At 59.1% G+C, this 16,364-nt stretch carries 11 protein-coding genes; 7 read left to right on the plus strand and 4 right to left on the minus strand.

What is annotated here, in order from left to right:
• Positions 1-10 precede the first annotated feature (10 nt).
• From nusA to L8I05_RS23425, 7 genes are all read left to right on the plus strand, one after another.
• Positions 11-1,492: a transcription termination factor NusA gene (gene nusA / locus L8I05_RS23395; protein ID WP_008057419.1), complete on the plus strand. Its 1,482-nt coding sequence runs from the start codon at positions 11-13 to the stop codon at positions 1,490-1,492.
• Between the two features lie 27 nt (positions 1,493-1,519).
• Positions 1,520-4,045 carry a translation initiation factor IF-2 gene (infB, locus tag L8I05_RS23400; RefSeq protein ID WP_159959941.1) on the plus strand — a complete coding sequence of 842 codons (2,526 nt, stop codon included), beginning with the start codon at positions 1,520-1,522 and terminating at the stop codon, positions 4,043-4,045.
• Between the two features lie 159 nt (positions 4,046-4,204).
• Entirely contained in the window at positions 4,205-4,600 is a 396-nt protein-coding gene (gene rbfA, locus L8I05_RS23405; RefSeq protein WP_016973761.1) for a 30S ribosome-binding factor RbfA, read from the plus strand.
• Between the two features lie 3 nt (positions 4,601-4,603).
• A complete protein-coding gene (truB, locus tag L8I05_RS23410; RefSeq protein WP_015885916.1) occupies positions 4,604-5,521 on the plus strand; it encodes a tRNA pseudouridine(55) synthase TruB in 918 nt (305 codons plus the stop codon).
• A gap of 115 nt (positions 5,522-5,636) precedes the next feature.
• Entirely contained in the window at positions 5,637-5,906 is a 270-nt protein-coding gene (gene rpsO, locus L8I05_RS23415; protein ID WP_003176135.1) for a 30S ribosomal protein S15, read from the plus strand.
• A gap of 195 nt (positions 5,907-6,101) precedes the next feature.
• Entirely contained in the window at positions 6,102-8,207 is a 2,106-nt protein-coding gene (pnp, locus tag L8I05_RS23420) for a polyribonucleotide nucleotidyltransferase (RefSeq protein ID WP_177017992.1), read from the plus strand.
• 294 nt (positions 8,208-8,501) lie between these two features.
• Positions 8,502-9,122 carry a BON domain-containing protein gene (locus L8I05_RS23425; RefSeq protein ID WP_159959937.1) on the plus strand — a complete coding sequence of 207 codons (621 nt, stop codon included), beginning with the start codon at positions 8,502-8,504 and terminating at the stop codon, positions 9,120-9,122.
• Between the two features lie 305 nt (positions 9,123-9,427).
• Here L8I05_RS23425 and L8I05_RS23430 read toward each other — a convergent pair whose 3' ends face one another.
• The 4 genes from L8I05_RS23430 to acs all read right to left on the minus strand — a co-directional run bounded on the left by L8I05_RS23430 (position 9,428) and on the right by acs (position 16,347).
• Entirely contained in the window at positions 9,428-12,361 is a 2,934-nt protein-coding gene (locus L8I05_RS23430; protein ID WP_242171707.1) for a DUF748 domain-containing protein, read from the minus strand.
• A gap of 87 nt (positions 12,362-12,448) precedes the next feature.
• Positions 12,449-13,465, minus strand: a complete 1,017-nt coding sequence (locus L8I05_RS23435; protein ID WP_242171710.1) for a class I SAM-dependent methyltransferase — start codon at positions 13,463-13,465, stop codon at positions 12,449-12,451.
• Between the two features lie 58 nt (positions 13,466-13,523).
• Positions 13,524-14,393: an oxygenase MpaB family protein gene (locus L8I05_RS23440; protein ID WP_242171712.1), complete on the minus strand. Its 870-nt coding sequence runs from the start codon at positions 14,391-14,393 to the stop codon at positions 13,524-13,526.
• 16 nt (positions 14,394-14,409) lie between these two features.
• On the minus strand, positions 14,410-16,347 hold the full coding sequence (acs, locus tag L8I05_RS23445; RefSeq protein ID WP_242171713.1) for an acetate--CoA ligase: 1,938 nt from the start codon (positions 16,345-16,347) through the stop codon (positions 14,410-14,412).
• Positions 16,348-16,364: the final 17 nt, after the last annotated feature.

Consider the following 16,364-nt stretch of genomic DNA (forward strand, 5'->3'; position numbering starts at 1 on the left):
GAGGCGTACGATGAGCAAAGAAGTACTGCTGGTTGTTGAGTCGGTATCCAATGAAAAGGGCGTACCGGCAAACGTGATTTTTGAAGCGCTGGAGCTGGCCCTGGCCACTGCTACCAAAAAGCGTTTTGAAGACGAAGTTGATCTGCGTGTGGAAATCAACCGCCACACCGGTGCCTATGAGACTTTCCGTCGCTGGACGGTCGTCGAAGAAGCCGATCTTGATGATCCGGCCATCGAAACCTGGCCGAGCAAGGTTGCCGAAACGCACCCTGGCGCCAAGGTCGGTGATGTCGTCGAAGAAAAGATCGAATCGATCGAATTCGGCCGTATTGCTGCACAGACCGCCAAGCAGGTCATTGTGCAGAAGGTTCGCGAAGCCGAGCGCGCTCAAGTCGTTGACGCTTATCGCGAACGCCTGGGTGAAATCATCTCCGGCACCGTGAAAAAAGTAACCCGCGACAACGTGATCGTCGACCTGGGCAACAACGCTGAAGCGTTGCTGGCTCGCGAAGACATCATTTCTCGCGAAACCTTCCGTGTCGGCGTGCGTCTGCGTGCGCTGCTCAAGGAAATCCGCACCGAGAACCGCGGCCCTCAGTTGATCCTGTCGCGTACCGCGCCGGAAATGCTGATCGAGCTGTTCCGTATCGAAGTGCCGGAAATCGCCGAAGGCCTGATCGAAGTCATGGCTGCGTCCCGCGACCCGGGTTCGCGCGCCAAGATCGCGGTCCGCTCCAAGGACAAACGCATCGACCCGCAGGGCGCTTGCATTGGTATGCGCGGTTCGCGCGTCCAGGCAGTGTCGGGCGAATTGGGCGGTGAGCGTGTGGACATCGTCCTGTGGGACGATAACCCGGCGCAGTTCGTGATCAACGCCATGTCGCCAGCTGAAGTGGCGGCAATTATCGTTGACGAGGATGCCCATGCAATGGACATCGCCGTCGGCGCAGACAATCTGGCTCAGGCCATTGGTCGTGGTGGTCAGAACGTGCGTCTGGCCAGCCAACTGACCGGCTGGACCCTGAACGTGATGACCGAATCGGACATCCAGGCTAAGCAGCAAGCTGAAACCGGTGACATCCTGCGCAACTTCATCGACGAGCTGGAAGTCGACGAAGACCTGGCACAGGTGCTGGTAGATGAAGGCTTCACCAGCCTGGAAGAGATTGCCTACGTACCGTTGGAAGAAATGCTCAACATCGACGGCTTTGACGAAGACACCGTCAACGAGCTTCGCGCTCGGGCCAAGGATCGTTTGTTGACTAAAGCCATCGCTACTGAGGAAAAGCTGGCAGACGCCCATCCGGCCGAAGACCTGCTCTCGCTTGAGGGTATGGACAAGGATTTGGCGATGGAACTGGCGGTGCGCGGCGTAATTACCCGCGAAGACCTGGCCGAGCAGTCTATTGACGATCTGCTCGACATCGACGGCATTGACGATGATCGTGCCGGCAAGTTGATCATGGCCGCCCGAGCCCATTGGTTCGAGTAACTAGGCGCGGCCTGAGGAGAGAAGTGCATGACGCAAGTCACGGTGAAACAACTGGCCGATGAGGTCAAAACACCGGTGGAGCGCCTGTTGCAGCAGATGCGTGAGGCAGGTCTGCCGCACACCGCCGCCGACGAAGGTGTGAGCGACAGTGAGAAGCAGTCTTTGCTGACTCACTTGAAGAGCAGCCACAAGGCGAAAGTGGAAGAACCGCGCAAGATTACATTGCAGCGCAAAACCACCAGCACCCTGCGTGTTGCTGGTAGCAAGAGCATCAGCGTTGAAGTACGCAAGAAGAAAGTCTTCGTACAGCGCAGCCCGGAAGAAATCGAAGCCGAGCGCAAACGCGAACTGGAAGAACGTCGCGCAGTAGAAAATGCTGCTCGTCAGAAGGCTGAAGAAGAAGCCAAGCGTCGCGCCGAAGAAGAAGCGCGTCGCCAGCCTGCTGCTGCGCAACCTGCTGGTACTGAAGCGGCCGCCGCGCCTGTAGCGCCTGTTGAAGCTGTGCGTGAGGCCGCTCCGGTTGCCGCTGCACCTGCTCCTGCAGCAGACGCTCGCAAGCGCGACGAGCCTCGTCGTCCGGACAAGCCACGTGCCGACGATAACAATCGTCGCGGTGGTGGTGGCGATGGCGAGCGTAAAAACGCTCCACATCGTGCCTCGGTCAAAGAGAAAGCGCCTGCTCCACGCGTTGCTCCACGTACTACCGACGAAGAAAGCGATGGCTTCCGTCGTGGTGGTCGCGGCAAGGCCAAGCTGAAAAAACGCAACGCCCACGGTTTCCAGAGCCCAACCGGCCCTGTCGTGCGTGAAGTGAAGATCGGCGAGACCATCACTGTTGGCGATCTCGCCCAGCAGATGTCGGTCAAGGCAGCTGAAATCATCAAGTTCATGTTCAAGCTGGGTACTCCGGCCACCATCAACCAGGTACTGGATCAGGAAACTGCCCAACTGGTTGCTGAAGAGCTCGGCCACAAAGTGACCCTGGTCAGCGACACCGCCCTGGAAGATTCCCTGGCTGAGTCCCTGAAGTTTGAAGGTGAGGCAGTTTCCCGTGCACCGGTTGTGACCGTAATGGGCCACGTTGACCACGGTAAAACTTCCCTGCTCGACTACATCCGTCGTGCCAAGGTTGCTGCAGGCGAAGCCGGCGGTATCACCCAGCACATCGGTGCGTACCACGTTGAAACCGAGCGCGGCATGGTCACCTTCCTCGACACCCCTGGTCACGCCGCGTTTACCGCGATGCGTGCCCGTGGTGCCAAGGCGACCGACATCGTGATTCTGGTAGTTGCAGCGGACGACGGCGTGATGCCGCAGACCATTGAAGCTGTCCAGCACGCCAAGGCTGCCGGTGTTCCTCTGGTTGTGGCTGTGAACAAAATCGACAAGCCGGGCGCTGATCTCGATCGCATCCGTAGCGAACTGTCGGTTCACGGCGTGACGTCTGAAGAGTGGGGCGGCGAGACGCCATTCGTATCGGTTTCCGCGAAAATGGGTACCGGCGTTGACGAACTGCTCGAAGCCGTATTGCTGCAAGCCGAAGTTCTGGAATTGACCGCGACTCCATCGGCTCCTGGCCGTGGTGTTGTTGTTGAATCCCGCCTGGACAAGGGCCGTGGCCCGGTTGCGACCGTTCTGGTTCAAGACGGTACTCTGCGCCAAGGCGACATGGTGCTGGTCGGTTCGAACTACGGCCGTGTACGTGCCATGCTCGACGAGAACGGCAAGCCAATCAAGGAAGCCGGCCCGGCTATCCCGGTCGAGATCCTCGGCCTGGACGGCACCCCGGACGCTGGCGACGAGATGAGCGTAGTTGCCGACGAGAAGAAAGCCCGTGAAGTGGCTCTGTTCCGTCAAGGCAAGTTCCGCGAAGTCAAGCTGGCCCGTGCTCACGCCGGCAAGCTGGAAAACATCTTCGAGAACATGGGCCAGGAAGAGAAGAAGACGCTTAACATCGTCCTCAAATCTGACGTTCGTGGTTCCCTCGAAGCGTTGAACGGCGCCTTGAACGGCCTGGGTAACGACGAAGTGCAAGTGCGCGTTGTCGGTGGCGGTGTCGGTGGTATCACCGAATCCGACGCCAACCTGGCACTGGCTTCCAACGCTGTACTGTTCGGCTTCAACGTGCGTGCCGATGCTGGCGCTCGCAAGATCGTCGAGCAGGAAGGCCTGGACATGCGTTACTACAACGTCATCTACGACATCATCGAAGACGTCAAGAAAGCCCTTACCGGCATGCTTGGCAGCGACGTTCGGGAGAATATCCTGGGTATCGCCGAGGTGCGTGACGTGTTCCGTTCGCCGAAGTTCGGCGCGATTGCCGGCTGCATGGTTGTCGAAGGCACCGTGTACCGTAACCGTCCAATCCGTGTACTGCGTGAAGACATCGTTATCTTCGAAGGCGAGCTGGAATCCCTGCGCCGCTTCAAGGATGACGCGTCTGAAGTACGTGCCGGCATGGAATGCGGTATCGGCGTCAAGAGCTACAACGACGTCAAGGCTGGCGACAAGATCGAAGTCTACGAGAAGGTTCAGGTTGCTCGCAGCCTCTAACTCGCGCACTTCCGGAGCCACGCCGCGTGTGGGCATGCAAATGCCCCGCGCAGCGTACGGACTCTAAACGCAACGCCCGGTCTGGCTTTTGTCAGGCCGGGCGTTTGCCGCTTTCAGACCCCACGGGTTTCACCGTGTGGCAGTAACAGGTAACAAGACATGGCAAAAGAATACAGCCGTACCCAACGTATCGGCGATCAGATGCAGCGCGAGCTGGCCCAACTGATCCGTCGCGAAGTCAAAGATCCCCGTGTTGGCCTGGTCACCATCACCGCCGTTGAAGTGAGCCGTGACGTGGGTCACGCCAAAATCTTCATCACCGTGATGGGGCAGGACAGCAGCGAAGAAATCGCGCAAAGCATCAAGGTGCTCAATTCGGCCGCAGGTTTCCTGCGTATGCAGTTGGCCCGTGAAATGAAGCTGCGCAGCGTGCCTCAGTTGCACTTCCACTACGACGAAAGCGTCGTGCGTGGCGCGCACCTGTCGGCCCTGATCGAGCGCGCCGTGGCTGAAGACAGCCAGCACCCGTCCACACCTGAAGACGCCAAGGAGTAAGCGGTGGCTCAGGTCAAACGTATCCGTCGCAACGTCAGCGGCATCATTCTGCTCGACAAGCCCATTGGCTTTACCTCCAATGCTGCCTTGCAGAAGGTTCGCTGGCTGCTCAATGCGGAGAAGGCCGGGCACACCGGCAGCCTCGACCCACTGGCCACCGGCGTGCTGCCATTGTGCTTTGGTGAGGCGACCAAGTTCTCGCAATACCTGCTCGATTCCGACAAGGGTTACGAAACCCTGATGCAGCTGGGCAAGACCACCACCACGGCCGACGCCGAGGGTGATGTTTTGCAGGTTCGCGATGTGACCGTTGGTCGTGCTGATATTGAAGCTGCTTTACCCGGTTTTCGCGGGGAAATCAGTCAGATACCGCCGATGTACTCGGCACTCAAGCGTGATGGCCAGCCTCTTTACAAGCTGGCACGTGCGGGCGAAGTAGTGGAGCGCGAACCGCGTTCTGTTACTATTGCGCGCTTGGAATTGCTCGCCCATGAAGGCGACACTGCCCGACTGGCCGTGGACTGCAGCAAAGGCACCTATATCCGTACCCTGGTGGAAGATATTGGTGAAAAGCTTGGTTGCGGCGCGTACGTTGCAGAACTGCGACGCACCCAGGCCGGGCCTTTCAGCCTGGCTCAGACGGTTACGCTGGAAGAGTTGGAAGCCGTACACGCCGAAGGCGGCAATGAAGCAGTTGATCGCTTCCTGATGCCATCGGACAGCGGTTTGCTCGATTGGCCATTGCTGCACTTCTCGGAGCACAGCGCGTTCTACTGGCTCAACGGCCAGCCGGTACGTGCCCCGGACGCTCCGAAGTTCGGCATGGTGCGGGTACAGGATCATAACGGTCGCTTCATCGGTATCGGTGAAGTGAGCGAAGACGGGCGCATCGCGCCGCGTCGACTGATTCGGTCAGAATGACCGAACGAGTGTGGCTGTTAACAGGCACGGTCAACACTCATTTCTAGATACAGGGATTTGTCCCTGGCCTGTTGAAACTGCCCTTTGGGTGGTTTCCTGAAAAAAGGATTGCCTCATGGCTCTCGACGTTCAAGAAAAAGCACAAATCGTTGCTGACTATCAGCAAGCTGTTGGTGACACTGGTTCGCCAGAAGTGCAAGTTGCACTGCTGACCCACAACATCAACAAGCTGCAAGGTCACTTCAAGGCCAACGGTAAAGACCACCACTCCCGTCGTGGTCTGATCCGCATGGTAAACCAGCGCCGTAAGCTGCTGGACTACCTGAAAGGCAAGGATCTGGGTCGTTATCAGGCTCTGATCGGTCGCCTGGGTCTGCGTCGCTAATAAGCGATTGCGCTAGAGGTTGGTTGTTTGCCGTGTGTCAGTGGGATTCCCGCTGGCCCATGGCAGGCTCCCAGCCTCAAGTTTTATCTGGATACACGTTTTACCCTGGACGAGGGTCGGGCCGATTCCCGACATTGCCCAAGAATTTCGCAAGAAAACAAGTTCCCCCAAGAGCCACAAAGAAGGTAGGACACCGTGAACCCGGTTATCAAAACATTCCAGTTCGGTCAGTCGACCGTTACCCTCGAGACAGGCCGTATCGCCCGTCAAGCCTCCGGCGCAGTGCTGGTTACCGTTGACGACGACGTCACCGTATTGGTGACCGTTGTTGGCGCCAAGACCGCTGACCCAAGCAAAGGCTTCTTCCCTCTTTCCGTTCACTACCAGGAAAAGACTTACGCTGCCGGTAAGATCCCTGGCGGTTTCTTCAAGCGCGAAGGCCGTCCTTCCGAAAAAGAAACCCTGACTTCCCGACTGATCGACCGTCCGATCCGTCCGCTCTTCCCAGAAGGCTTCATGAACGAAGTGCAGGTTGTCTGCACCGTCGTTTCAACCAGCAAAAAGACCGATCCGGACATCGCTGCGATGATCGGTACCTCGGCTGCCCTGGCCATCTCCGGCATTCCTTTCGATGGCCCGATCGGCGCTGCCCGCGTTGCGTTCCACGAAAGCACTGGCTACCTGCTGAACCCGACTTACGAACAACAGAAAGCGTCGAGCCTGGACATGGTCGTTGCCGGTACTTCGGAAGCCGTGTTGATGGTTGAATCGGAAGCCAAAGAGCTGACCGAAGACCAGATGCTGGGCGCGGTACTGTTTGCTCACGACGAGTTCCAGGTTGTGATCAACGCCGTTAAAGAGCTGGCCGCTGAAGCCGCCAAGCCTACTTGGTCCTGGGCTCCACAAGCTGAAGCGACTGAACTGCTGGGCGCGATCCGCTCCGAGTTCGGCGCTGCCATCTCCGACGCCTACACCATCACCGTCAAGGCCGACCGTTACGCTCGCCTGGGCGAGTTGAAGGACCAGGTTGTAGCCAAGCTGTCCGGTGAAGAAGGCCAGCCTTCCGCCAGCGACGTCAAAGCTGCATTCGGCGAAATCGAATACCGCACCGTTCGCGAAAACATCGTTAACGGCAAGCCACGTATCGACGGTCGCGACACCCGCACCGTACGCCCGCTGAACATCGAAGTCGGCGTTCTGCCGAAAACTCACGGTTCGGCCCTGTTCACCCGTGGTGAAACCCAGGCCCTGGTAGTCGCGACCCTGGGCACCGCCCGTGACGCACAGCTGCTGGACACCCTGGAAGGCGAGAAAAAAGACCCGTTCATGCTGCACTACAACTTCCCTCCGTTCTCGGTAGGTGAGTGTGGTCGCATGGGTGGTGCTGGCCGTCGCGAAATCGGTCACGGCCGTCTGGCCCGTCGTTCGATTGCCGCCATGCTGCCTGCCGCCGACGTGTTCCCGTACACCATTCGCGTGGTGTCGGAAATCACCGAGTCCAACGGTTCCAGCTCCATGGCCTCCGTTTGCGGTGCTTCCCTGGCATTGATGGACGCTGGTGTACCGATGAAGGCACCGGTTGCCGGTATCGCCATGGGTCTGGTTAAAGAAGGCGAGAAGTTCGCCATCCTGACCGACATCCTGGGTGACGAAGACCACCTGGGCGACATGGACTTCAAAGTAGCCGGTACCGCTAAAGGCGTTACCGCGCTGCAGATGGACATCAAGATCAAAGGCATCACCGAAGAAATCATGGAAATCGCTCTGGGCCAAGCCCTGGAAGCGCGCCTGAACATCCTCGGTCAGATGAACCAGATCATCGGTCAGTCCCGTACCGAACTGTCGGAAAATGCTCCGACCATGATCGCGATGAAAATCGACACCGACAAAATCCGTGATGTTATCGGTAAAGGCGGCGCGACCATTCGTGCGATCTGTGAAGAGACCAAGGCTTCGATCGACATCGAAGACGACGGCTCGATCAAGATCTTCGGCGAAACCAAGGAAGCTGCTGAAGCTGCACGTCAGCGCGTTCTGGGCATCACCGCTGAAGCCGAGATCGGCAAGATCTACGTCGGTAAAGTTGAGCGCATCGTCGACTTCGGCGCATTCGTCAACATCCTGCCGGGCAAAGACGGTCTGGTTCACATCTCCATGCTGAGCGACGCTCGTGTTGAGAAAGTGACCGACATTCTGAAAGAAGGCCAGGAAGTCGAAGTACTGGTACTGGACGTGGACAACCGCGGCCGTATCAAGCTGTCCATCAAGGACGTAGCAGCAGCCAAGGCTTCGGGCGTTTAATCACCCGCCAGCTCACGCTGAAAAAAGGACTCTTCGGAGTCCTTTTTTTATGCCCATAGGAAAATGCCGGGAAATCAGTCGCTTAGTAAATCCCAAAAGCCGCAACTTGCACGCAGGCACGATCGACTTCATGCAAGTTGCACGATTCCGAAAAATGGCTGTTTTTATAAGTTATTGATTTATATGAATAATATTTTCAATTGGTACTTGGCACGCTGCCTGCAATAACCCTGTTAACGCTGCAGCATCAAGGTATACACACTGCAGACTTTTAATAAAACAGGAGTTACTCGTATGAAGAAGTTCGCTCTCGCTACTGCTACCGCTCTGACTCTGGCCATGGGTGCTAACGTAGCCTTTGCTCAGACTTCCCAAGCCCCAATGACCATGGCGGCTGGTGAAGCTACCAAGGCTAAAGAAAGCGTTTCGGATACTTGGATCACCACCAAAGTTAAATCCGACCTGCTGACTGAAAAAGGCATCCCTGGCTCGGACATCAAGGTTGAGACCAACAAAGGTGTGGTTTCCCTGTCCTCGACAGTTGCGATCTCTGACTCGCAGAAAGCCACTGCCGTAGCGATCACCAAGAAAATCAAAGGTGTTACCGCTGTTTCCGCTGATGGCCTGATGGCTGGCGGCGCTACTAAAGCAGACAACATCGACAAAACCAAAGGCGCAGCCGCTGACGCCAAAGGTGCTACCTCTGACACCTGGATCACCACCAAAGTGAAAGCTGACCTGGTAACCGAGAAAGGCATTCCTGGCACCGACATCAAAGTCGAAACCAACAAAGGCGTAGTGTCCCTGTCCTCTTCCGTCGCTGTGACTGAAGCTCAGAAAACTACCGCGGTGAACATCACCAAGAAAATCAAAGGCGTTAAAGCTGTATCGGCCGATGGCCTGAAAGCAGAGTAACGCTTAACTATTCGTCTGAACGAGACGGCGGCGGCTTAGGGTGAGTTAGTTATCCACCCAGCACCTCTGGAGTTCATGCGACCGGCCACACGGATGTGGTCATTACAGGCCCCGGCACTTGTGTCGGGGCTTGTTCTATTGTGGGTCTGGAATACATTCGACAGGTCAATGTGAAGCAAATGTGGGAGCTGGCTTGCCTGCGATTCAGACACCTCGGTAGTTAAGCTGCACCGAGGTGATGCTATCGCAGCGATGCGGCGATCCGACGAGCCAGCTCCCACATTTGTATAGGTGTTGCGCAGACGTTACTCAGCATCCAGATGCATCGGCGTTACCACTCGACCATCCTTCTCCGCCTGCCCAAGGTTGGCGTCAATGAAGTACACCCGGTCATCTTCCAACTGGCCCTTGTCCACCAAGTAGTCCTTGATGGTGCTGGCCCGGTCTTGGCCCAGCTGGCGCAGCAGTACGTCGCTGGCGCCCCAGAACTTGATCAAGCCATCACGCAGCTTCGCGGTGCGCTCATCGCTGCTCAAGTCTTTCCATTCGGCTGGCGGCTGTTGTTTCAAGCGCGTGCGGTAGATGCCTTCCAGCAACGGCGCCTTTTCCTTCTCTGGCACCACCAGCAACGAAGCCTGGGCCGGGACTTTGTCGCCACGACGCTGGAGGATTTTGTAGTAGTTGTACTGATATTCACGTTCCAGACGCTCAGCGGCCAGGAACGGCCCGTCGCTGCTGGCCGCCGCCGTGCCTTCGATTTCCAGGCGCAGGGTAGGGCGCTCTTTCAGCGCTTTGGCCAGGGTGTTCAGCGCGCCTTCGGCGTCTTTGTTCAATTCGCTGGAGCCTGGGGCGAACGACACATTGCCCAGGTCTTCCGAGCCCCCGCCAGTCACCAGCCCGCCGATAAACTTGAACGGCGCCGTCGCTGCGCGCACCACCAGGTTACGCAGGGTCTGCCACACGATCGGCATCACGCTGAATTGCGGGTTGTTCAGGTCGCCGGTCACTGGCAGTTCGATGGAGATCTTGCCGTCAGAGTCCTTGAGCAGGGCGATCGCCAGGCGAATCGGCAAGTCCACGGCATCGGCGCTGTCGACTTTCTCACCGAGTTGCAGCTGTTCAACCACCACTTTGTTTTCAGCCTTCAACTGGCCTTTGGTAATCACATAATGCAGGTCAAGGTTGAGACGGCCCTTGCGAATGCGGAAACCGGCGAACTTGCCGGAATACGGCGTCAACGTGGTCAGCTCGACGCGTTTGAAGCTGGTGGCGATGTCCAGCGCCGCCATCGGATCAAACGGGTTCACGCTGCCTTTGATAGTCACCGGCGCATAGCGATCAACCTTGCCCTTGATGTCGACGCTGGCCGGTTTGGCCTGGCGACTGTCAATGGTGCCGATCTGGCCGTTGAGCTGCTGAATGGCCGTGGCGAAGTTCGGTGTGAGGCTGAAGTCGGCGAAGTTGGCCGAGCCGTCGTTGATCGCGATCTGGCCGATATGAATGCCCAACGGCTTGTCTTTACTGGCCGCAGGTTTGCCTGCTGATTTAGCGCCACTGTCGGCCGGCTGCGGAATCAGCAAGTCGTCGATGTTGGTGGTGCGGTCGTCGTTGATCATGAAGCGCGCATACGGCTGCAGCAGGTTGACCTTGTCGATCGACAAGCTATCGCCGTGCTGGTAGTTCACACCTTCGAGCACCAGCCGCTGCCACTTTAGGAAGTCGCGGGTCTTGAGCGTGTCCAGGGTGTGCAATTGGTCGACCTGAGCGCGGCCGGTGACCTGAAGCGCCAATGGCTCAGTGCTTTTCAGGTTCACATCCAGGTTGCTGCCCAACATGCCGCTGCGCAATTCCAGGCGAATGAACGGGCTGATATAGGACTGGGCGACGCGCAGGTCGATGTCCTGTGTATTCACTTTGAGTTTGGCGCTGACCGGGTTGAGGTTGACCTCGCCGGTTGCCTGGATCTTGCCTTGTTTACCCAGGCCGGTGTCGACTTTCAAGGTAAAAGGGCTTTTGTTGAGGCTGTCGAAGTTCTGCACGTCGACATTCAATGGGCCCAGTTCCAGCGCCACGGCAGGCTTGGCCGCACGGTCAGCCAGGTGCACCTGATAGTTGCGCAGTTGCACATCCTTGAGCAGTACTTGCCAAGGTTTGCTTGGGGCAGCAGGTTCAGCTTTCGGCGAGTCGGCAGTCGCGGGTGCTGTGGCAGGCTCCGGCGCCTTGGCTGGTTTGCTCGGCTGGCTGGCAAACAGTTTCTGCCAGTCCAGCTGGCCATCGGCCTCACGGGCCGCCCAGGTTTCCAGCTTGTTACTGCGTATCTTGCCCACTACGACCTGCTGCTTGGCCAGGTCCACTGTGGTTTCGCTGACGTCCAGGCGTTCCAGGCGCACCAGTGGCCGACCATCCGGTGCCTTGATCGCAAACGGCGCGATACTGGCGGCGGTGTTGGTCAGGTTCAGTTCGGTTTCTTTGGCCAGGCTGAATTTGTAGTCGGTGCTGAAATTCAGCACGCCGTCTTCAAGCACCAGCGGAACCGAGTCCCGCACATACGGCCACCAGGCTTTCATCTTGCCGTCGGTGACTTTCAGCGTGCCTTCGGACGTGATCGGCACCAGGCTGAAATTACCTTTCCAGTCGATCTGCCCGCCCTCAGGGCCGGCCGCGACCAAGGTCATGTCGGCATTGTCTTCCGGCAAGGTGCTGAGGTTTTTCAGCTCAAAGTCGAGTTTGTTGTAGAGGAATTCGATCGGTTCGCTGGGGCGCAAATCCTGAAAGTGCACGTAGCCACCGGCCAGCTTGATGCTGTCGATGCGCAGCGGAAACGGCTTGGCGTTAGGGTCGGTCGGGGTGGGTTCACTCGGCGGCAGCTTGAACAATTGCGCCAGGTTCAACTTGCCGGACTTGTCGAACAGCAGCTCGGTCTTGGGCTGGTCGAGTTGCACATCGGCCAGGTGCAGGGCGCGGGTCCAGAGACTGTCGATCTGCAGGTTGGCGTAAAGGCGCTCGAAACCCACTTGCTCCTTGCCCGGTTCGCCGATCTTCAAGCCCCATGCCGTGACTTCCAGGCTGAACGGGTTGAGCTCGATGCGCTCGAGGCGGGCCGGCACCGTGGCGTAGTTGGCCAACTGTTGGTTGGCAATGCGAAGGGCGATGCCCGGCAGAATCAGAAAGCCCAGCAAGCTGTACAGAGCCAGGGCGGTCAACAAGGCGCCAGCGGCGCGGATCAATCCTTTGGGCATGAGTGACGCCATCTATGTCGAACAGGAGTGCCTTGGAGTATGGCACGGGTTTTCGGTTCCGAAGCACCGGGGCTCTTGGGAAAAGTACTACAACTGCAGGATCAGGGTTTTCAACGGCGGCTGTTGGTCCTGTGAGGGGAAGTCCGCTCCCGGCGTCATGATTTGCCAGTTGCGTACCGGCCGACCGGCTTTTTCGGCGCAACGCAGCACCTGTTCACGCCAATCCTCCATGCTGACTTTTGCCAGGTTGTTGCAGCAGATCAGCACGCCATCGTCGGCAGTAGCCAACAGCGCAGGTTTGAGCAGGCTTTGGTAGTCGCGCAACAGGTCGACGGTGCCGAAGGCACTTTTGGCCCAGGCCGGCGGGTCGAGCAGCACCAGGTCAAACTGGCGCTGCTCAAGGCGCGGATAGCTCGGCAGTTTTTGCCCGCGCCGCTGGGTGATCGGCAAGCCCGCCAGTTGGCGAATCGCCGGGAAGTAGTCGGACTGCACGAATTCCATGGCCGGCAATTGCGGGTTGAGCAGGCCGTTTTCGCGACCGACCGCCAGGTTGCCTTCGGCGAAGTCCAGGTTGCACACCTCGCGGGCGCCACCGGCTGCTGCGCTCAGGCCGACGCCGCAGGTGTAGGCGAACAGGTTGAGCACGCTTTTGCCGGCGCTGTGGTCCTTGACCCAACCGCGGGTGTTGCGCAGGTCGAGAAACAGCAGCGGGTCTTGCCCGGCGTGGCGCCCACGCACGCGGTAATTGAGGCCCCATTCGTGGCCGACCAAGTCTTCCAGCGCCGCAGGTTCGGCGCGGTACACCGTGTCTTCACGGTCGATCCGCGAGTTGCCACGGGAGCGGTCGTTGTACACCAGCAGCAACTCCAGGCCCATGAACTGGTTGATCTGCTGGTGCAGGTCCAAAAGGTCGGCGGTTTCCAGCGACTGGTGAAAGCTCTGCACCAGCAATTGCGGGCCGTAACGGTCGATGGTCAGGCCGCCGGCGCCTTCCTGGCTGCCGTGGAACAACCGGTAGCAGTCGGTGCCCTGGGCGTGCAACTGGTTGATCAGGTCTTCGCGGTGATCGAGGGCGGCGCGCAGCGCCTGATTCAAGGGAGTCATGGAGCGCGCCTTGCTTGCGTAAATATGGGCGCGGAGTTTAACAGTTATGGGGCGCCGCCTACATCAACCCCATCCGCCGATGGGCGCGCTGCACCGAACCATTGCGCATTGCCCAGCGCAGCATCGGCGCGCTGCGCTTGACCCCGAGGCGGATCATCTGGCGCTGTAGCGGGCTCTGGTGCTGTTCGAGCAGGCTGCTCGCCCAGTCCGGCAGCAGGTCGATGCCGGCCTGCATCATCAAGCTGCCAAAAGGTTTGGCCAGCGTGCTGGGCGCGGGCGCATTGACCAGCAGGCGCAGCACCTCGCGGCTGCGCTCGTCGCACAGCAGTTGCGGACGAATACGCACCAGGTAATCCGAAATTTCCTGCCGTGAACGCGGAACATGCCGCGCGCCCAAGCGTTCGGCCACCAGCGCGATTTCACTGTAGTAGCGGTCCTGGTCGCGACCCGACAGATGTGGGTTGCGATAACGCAAGTGGGCCGCGAGGAAGTTGCTGACTTCCGCCACATGCACCCACGTCAGCAACTCCGGGTCGCTGGCCGCGTAAGGCCGCCCGTCCGGGGCATGCCCTGTTACCTGCAAGTGGATGGTGCGCACTTTCTCAATCAGCCATTCGGCGTCTTTGCGCGAGCCGAAGGTGGTGCCGGAAATAAATTGCGATGTGCGCCGCAGGCGCCCGAGCATGTCCTGGCGAAAGTTCGAGTGGTCCCACACGCCTGCCAGCGCCAGCGGGTGCAGCGCTTGCAGCATCAAGGCGCTGATGCCGCCGATGAGCATGCTGCTGAAGTCGCCATGCACTTGCCAGCAGACCGAGTCCGGCCCGAACAGGCCTGGGTCGCCTTTGGGGTTTTCCAGGTCCAGCTGGCCCAGCGACAGGCCGGTAAGGCTCATCAACTGGGATTCGATGCGGCTGCGGATAAATTCCATGGCGACTCAGGGGTTCCTAGCGGTTCAGGCGTTTGTCGATCAGGCCGTCGACGACGCTGGGGTCGGCCAGGGTCGAGGTATCGCCCAGGCTGTCCAGTTCGTTGCAGGCGATCTTGCGCAAAATTCGTCGCATGATCTTGCCGGAGCGGGTTTTCGGCAAGGCCGGTGCCCATTGGATCAGTTCCGGCTTGGCAAAGCTGCCGATTTCCTTGCTGACCAGGTCGAGCAGGTGCTTTTTCAACGCATCGCTGGGCTCGACGCCGTTCATTGGCGTGACGAAGGCGTAAATCCCCTTGCCTTTGACGTCGTGGGGATAGCCGACCACGGCGGCTTCGGCCACCTGGTCATGCAGCACCAGCGCACTTTCCACTTCGGCGGTGCCGATACGGTGGCCGGACACGTTGATCACGTCATCGATACGCCCGGTGATCCAGTAGTCGCCGTCTTCATCGCGGCGCGCGCCGTCGCCGGTGAAGTAGTAACCGGGGTAGGGTTTGAAATAGGTGTCGATCATGCGTTGCGGGTCGCCATAGACGCTGCGAATCTGCCCCGGCCAGCTGGCTTTGATCGCCAGCACGCCACTGCCGGCACCGCTGATTTCTTTGCCTTGCTCATCCAGCAGCACGGGCTGCACGCCAAACATCGGCTGGGTCGCGCAGCCAGGTTTGATGCGTTGGGCGCTGACCAGCGGGCTGAGCATGATGCCGCCGGTTTCAGTCTGCCACCAGGTGTCGACAATCGGGCAGCGCTGCTCGCCAACGGCATTGAAGTACCAGTCCCAGGCTTCCGGGTTGATCGGCTCGCCGACGCTGCCCAACAGGCGCAGGCTGGCGCGGGAAGTGTTTTCCAGTGGCCCGTGGCCCTCGCGCATCAAGGCGCGCAGCGCGGTGGGCGCGGTGTAGAAGATATTCACCTGGTGTTTGTCGATCACCTGCCAGAAGCGCGAGCTGTCCGGGTAGCTCGGCACGCCTTCAAACATCAGCGAGGTGGCGCCGTTCGCCAGCGGGCCATACACGATGTAACTGTGGCCGGTCACCCAACCAACGTCGGCGGTGCACCAGAACACTTCGCCATCACGGTAATCGAGCACGTATTTGAAGGTCATTGCCGCTTGCAGCAGGTAGCCGCCGGTGGTGTGCAACACGCCCTTTGGTTTGCCGGTGCTGCCGGAGGTGTAGAGGATAAACAGCGGGTCTTCGGCGCCCATCGGCTCGGGCGGGCAGTCGTCACTGGCGGCATCCAGGGCTTGTTGGTACTTGAGATCGCGGTCTTTGACCCAGATAAGGTCTGCGCCCGTGCGCTCCACGACCAATACGGTGCTGACGTTCGGGCAACTGGCCAGGGCCTTGTCGACATTCTTTTTCAACGCCACCGGCTTGCCGCCGCGCACGCCTTCATCGGCGGTGATCACGGTGCGGCAGTCGGCGTCGAGAATACGGTCGCGCAGGGCGTCCGGTGAGAACCCACCGAAGACCACGGAATGCACCGCGCCAATCCGCGTACAGGCGAGCATCGCGTAGGCGGCTTCCGGGATCATTGGCATGTAGATGCACACCCGGTCGCCTTTCTTCACGCCACGGCTTTTCAGCACATTGGCCAGGCGGCTGACGTTTTGATGCAGTTGGCGGTAGGTAATTTTGGACGATGTTGCAGGATCATCGCCCTCCCAGATGAAGGCCGGTTGATCGGCGCGTTGGGCGAGGTGACGGTCGATGCAGTTGTAGCTGACGTTCAGTTGGCCACCGGCAAACCATTGGGCGGCGCCGGTCTTGATGTTTGACTGTTGAACGGTGTGCCAAGGTGTTATCCAGTCGAGAAAGCCCTTGGCCTGTTCGGCCCAGAAGGTGTCCGGTTGTTCGATGGATTGGCGGTAGAGGCGCTGGTACTCGGCTTGACTGAGTTGCGCAGCCCGGCGGACGGCATCGGCGGCGGGAAATGTGCTGATATCGAACATGAGCGGTCCTTATTCTT

Origin of the sequence: Pseudomonas sp. MONT-RG-20F-20-E-7-02, assembly GCF_022662395.1 — a bacterium.
In the GTDB taxonomy this organism is placed as follows: Bacteria; Pseudomonadota; Gammaproteobacteria; order Pseudomonadales; family Pseudomonadaceae; genus Aquipseudomonas.

Coding starts and splice junctions, on each gene's coding strand:
- L8I05_RS23425 (WP_159959937.1), top strand. CDS start 8,502: ATGAAGAAGTTCGCTCTCGCTACTGCTACCGCTCTGACTCTGGCCATG.
- L8I05_RS23435 (WP_242171710.1), bottom strand. CDS start 13,465: ATGACTCCCTTGAATCAGGCGCTGCGCGCCGCCCTCGATCACCGCGAA.
- L8I05_RS23440 (WP_242171712.1), bottom strand. CDS start 14,393: ATGGAATTTATCCGCAGCCGCATCGAATCCCAGTTGATGAGCCTTACC.
- L8I05_RS23430 (WP_242171707.1), bottom strand. CDS start 12,361: ATGCCCAAAGGATTGATCCGCGCCGCTGGCGCCTTGTTGACCGCCCTG.
- infB (WP_159959941.1), top strand. CDS start 1,520: ATGACGCAAGTCACGGTGAAACAACTGGCCGATGAGGTCAAAACACCG.
- acs (WP_242171713.1), bottom strand. CDS start 16,347: ATGTTCGATATCAGCACATTTCCCGCCGCCGATGCCGTCCGCCGGGCT.
- rbfA (WP_016973761.1), top strand. CDS start 4,205: ATGGCAAAAGAATACAGCCGTACCCAACGTATCGGCGATCAGATGCAG.
- nusA (WP_008057419.1), top strand. CDS start 11: ATGAGCAAAGAAGTACTGCTGGTTGTTGAGTCGGTATCCAATGAAAAG.
- rpsO (WP_003176135.1), top strand. CDS start 5,637: ATGGCTCTCGACGTTCAAGAAAAAGCACAAATCGTTGCTGACTATCAG.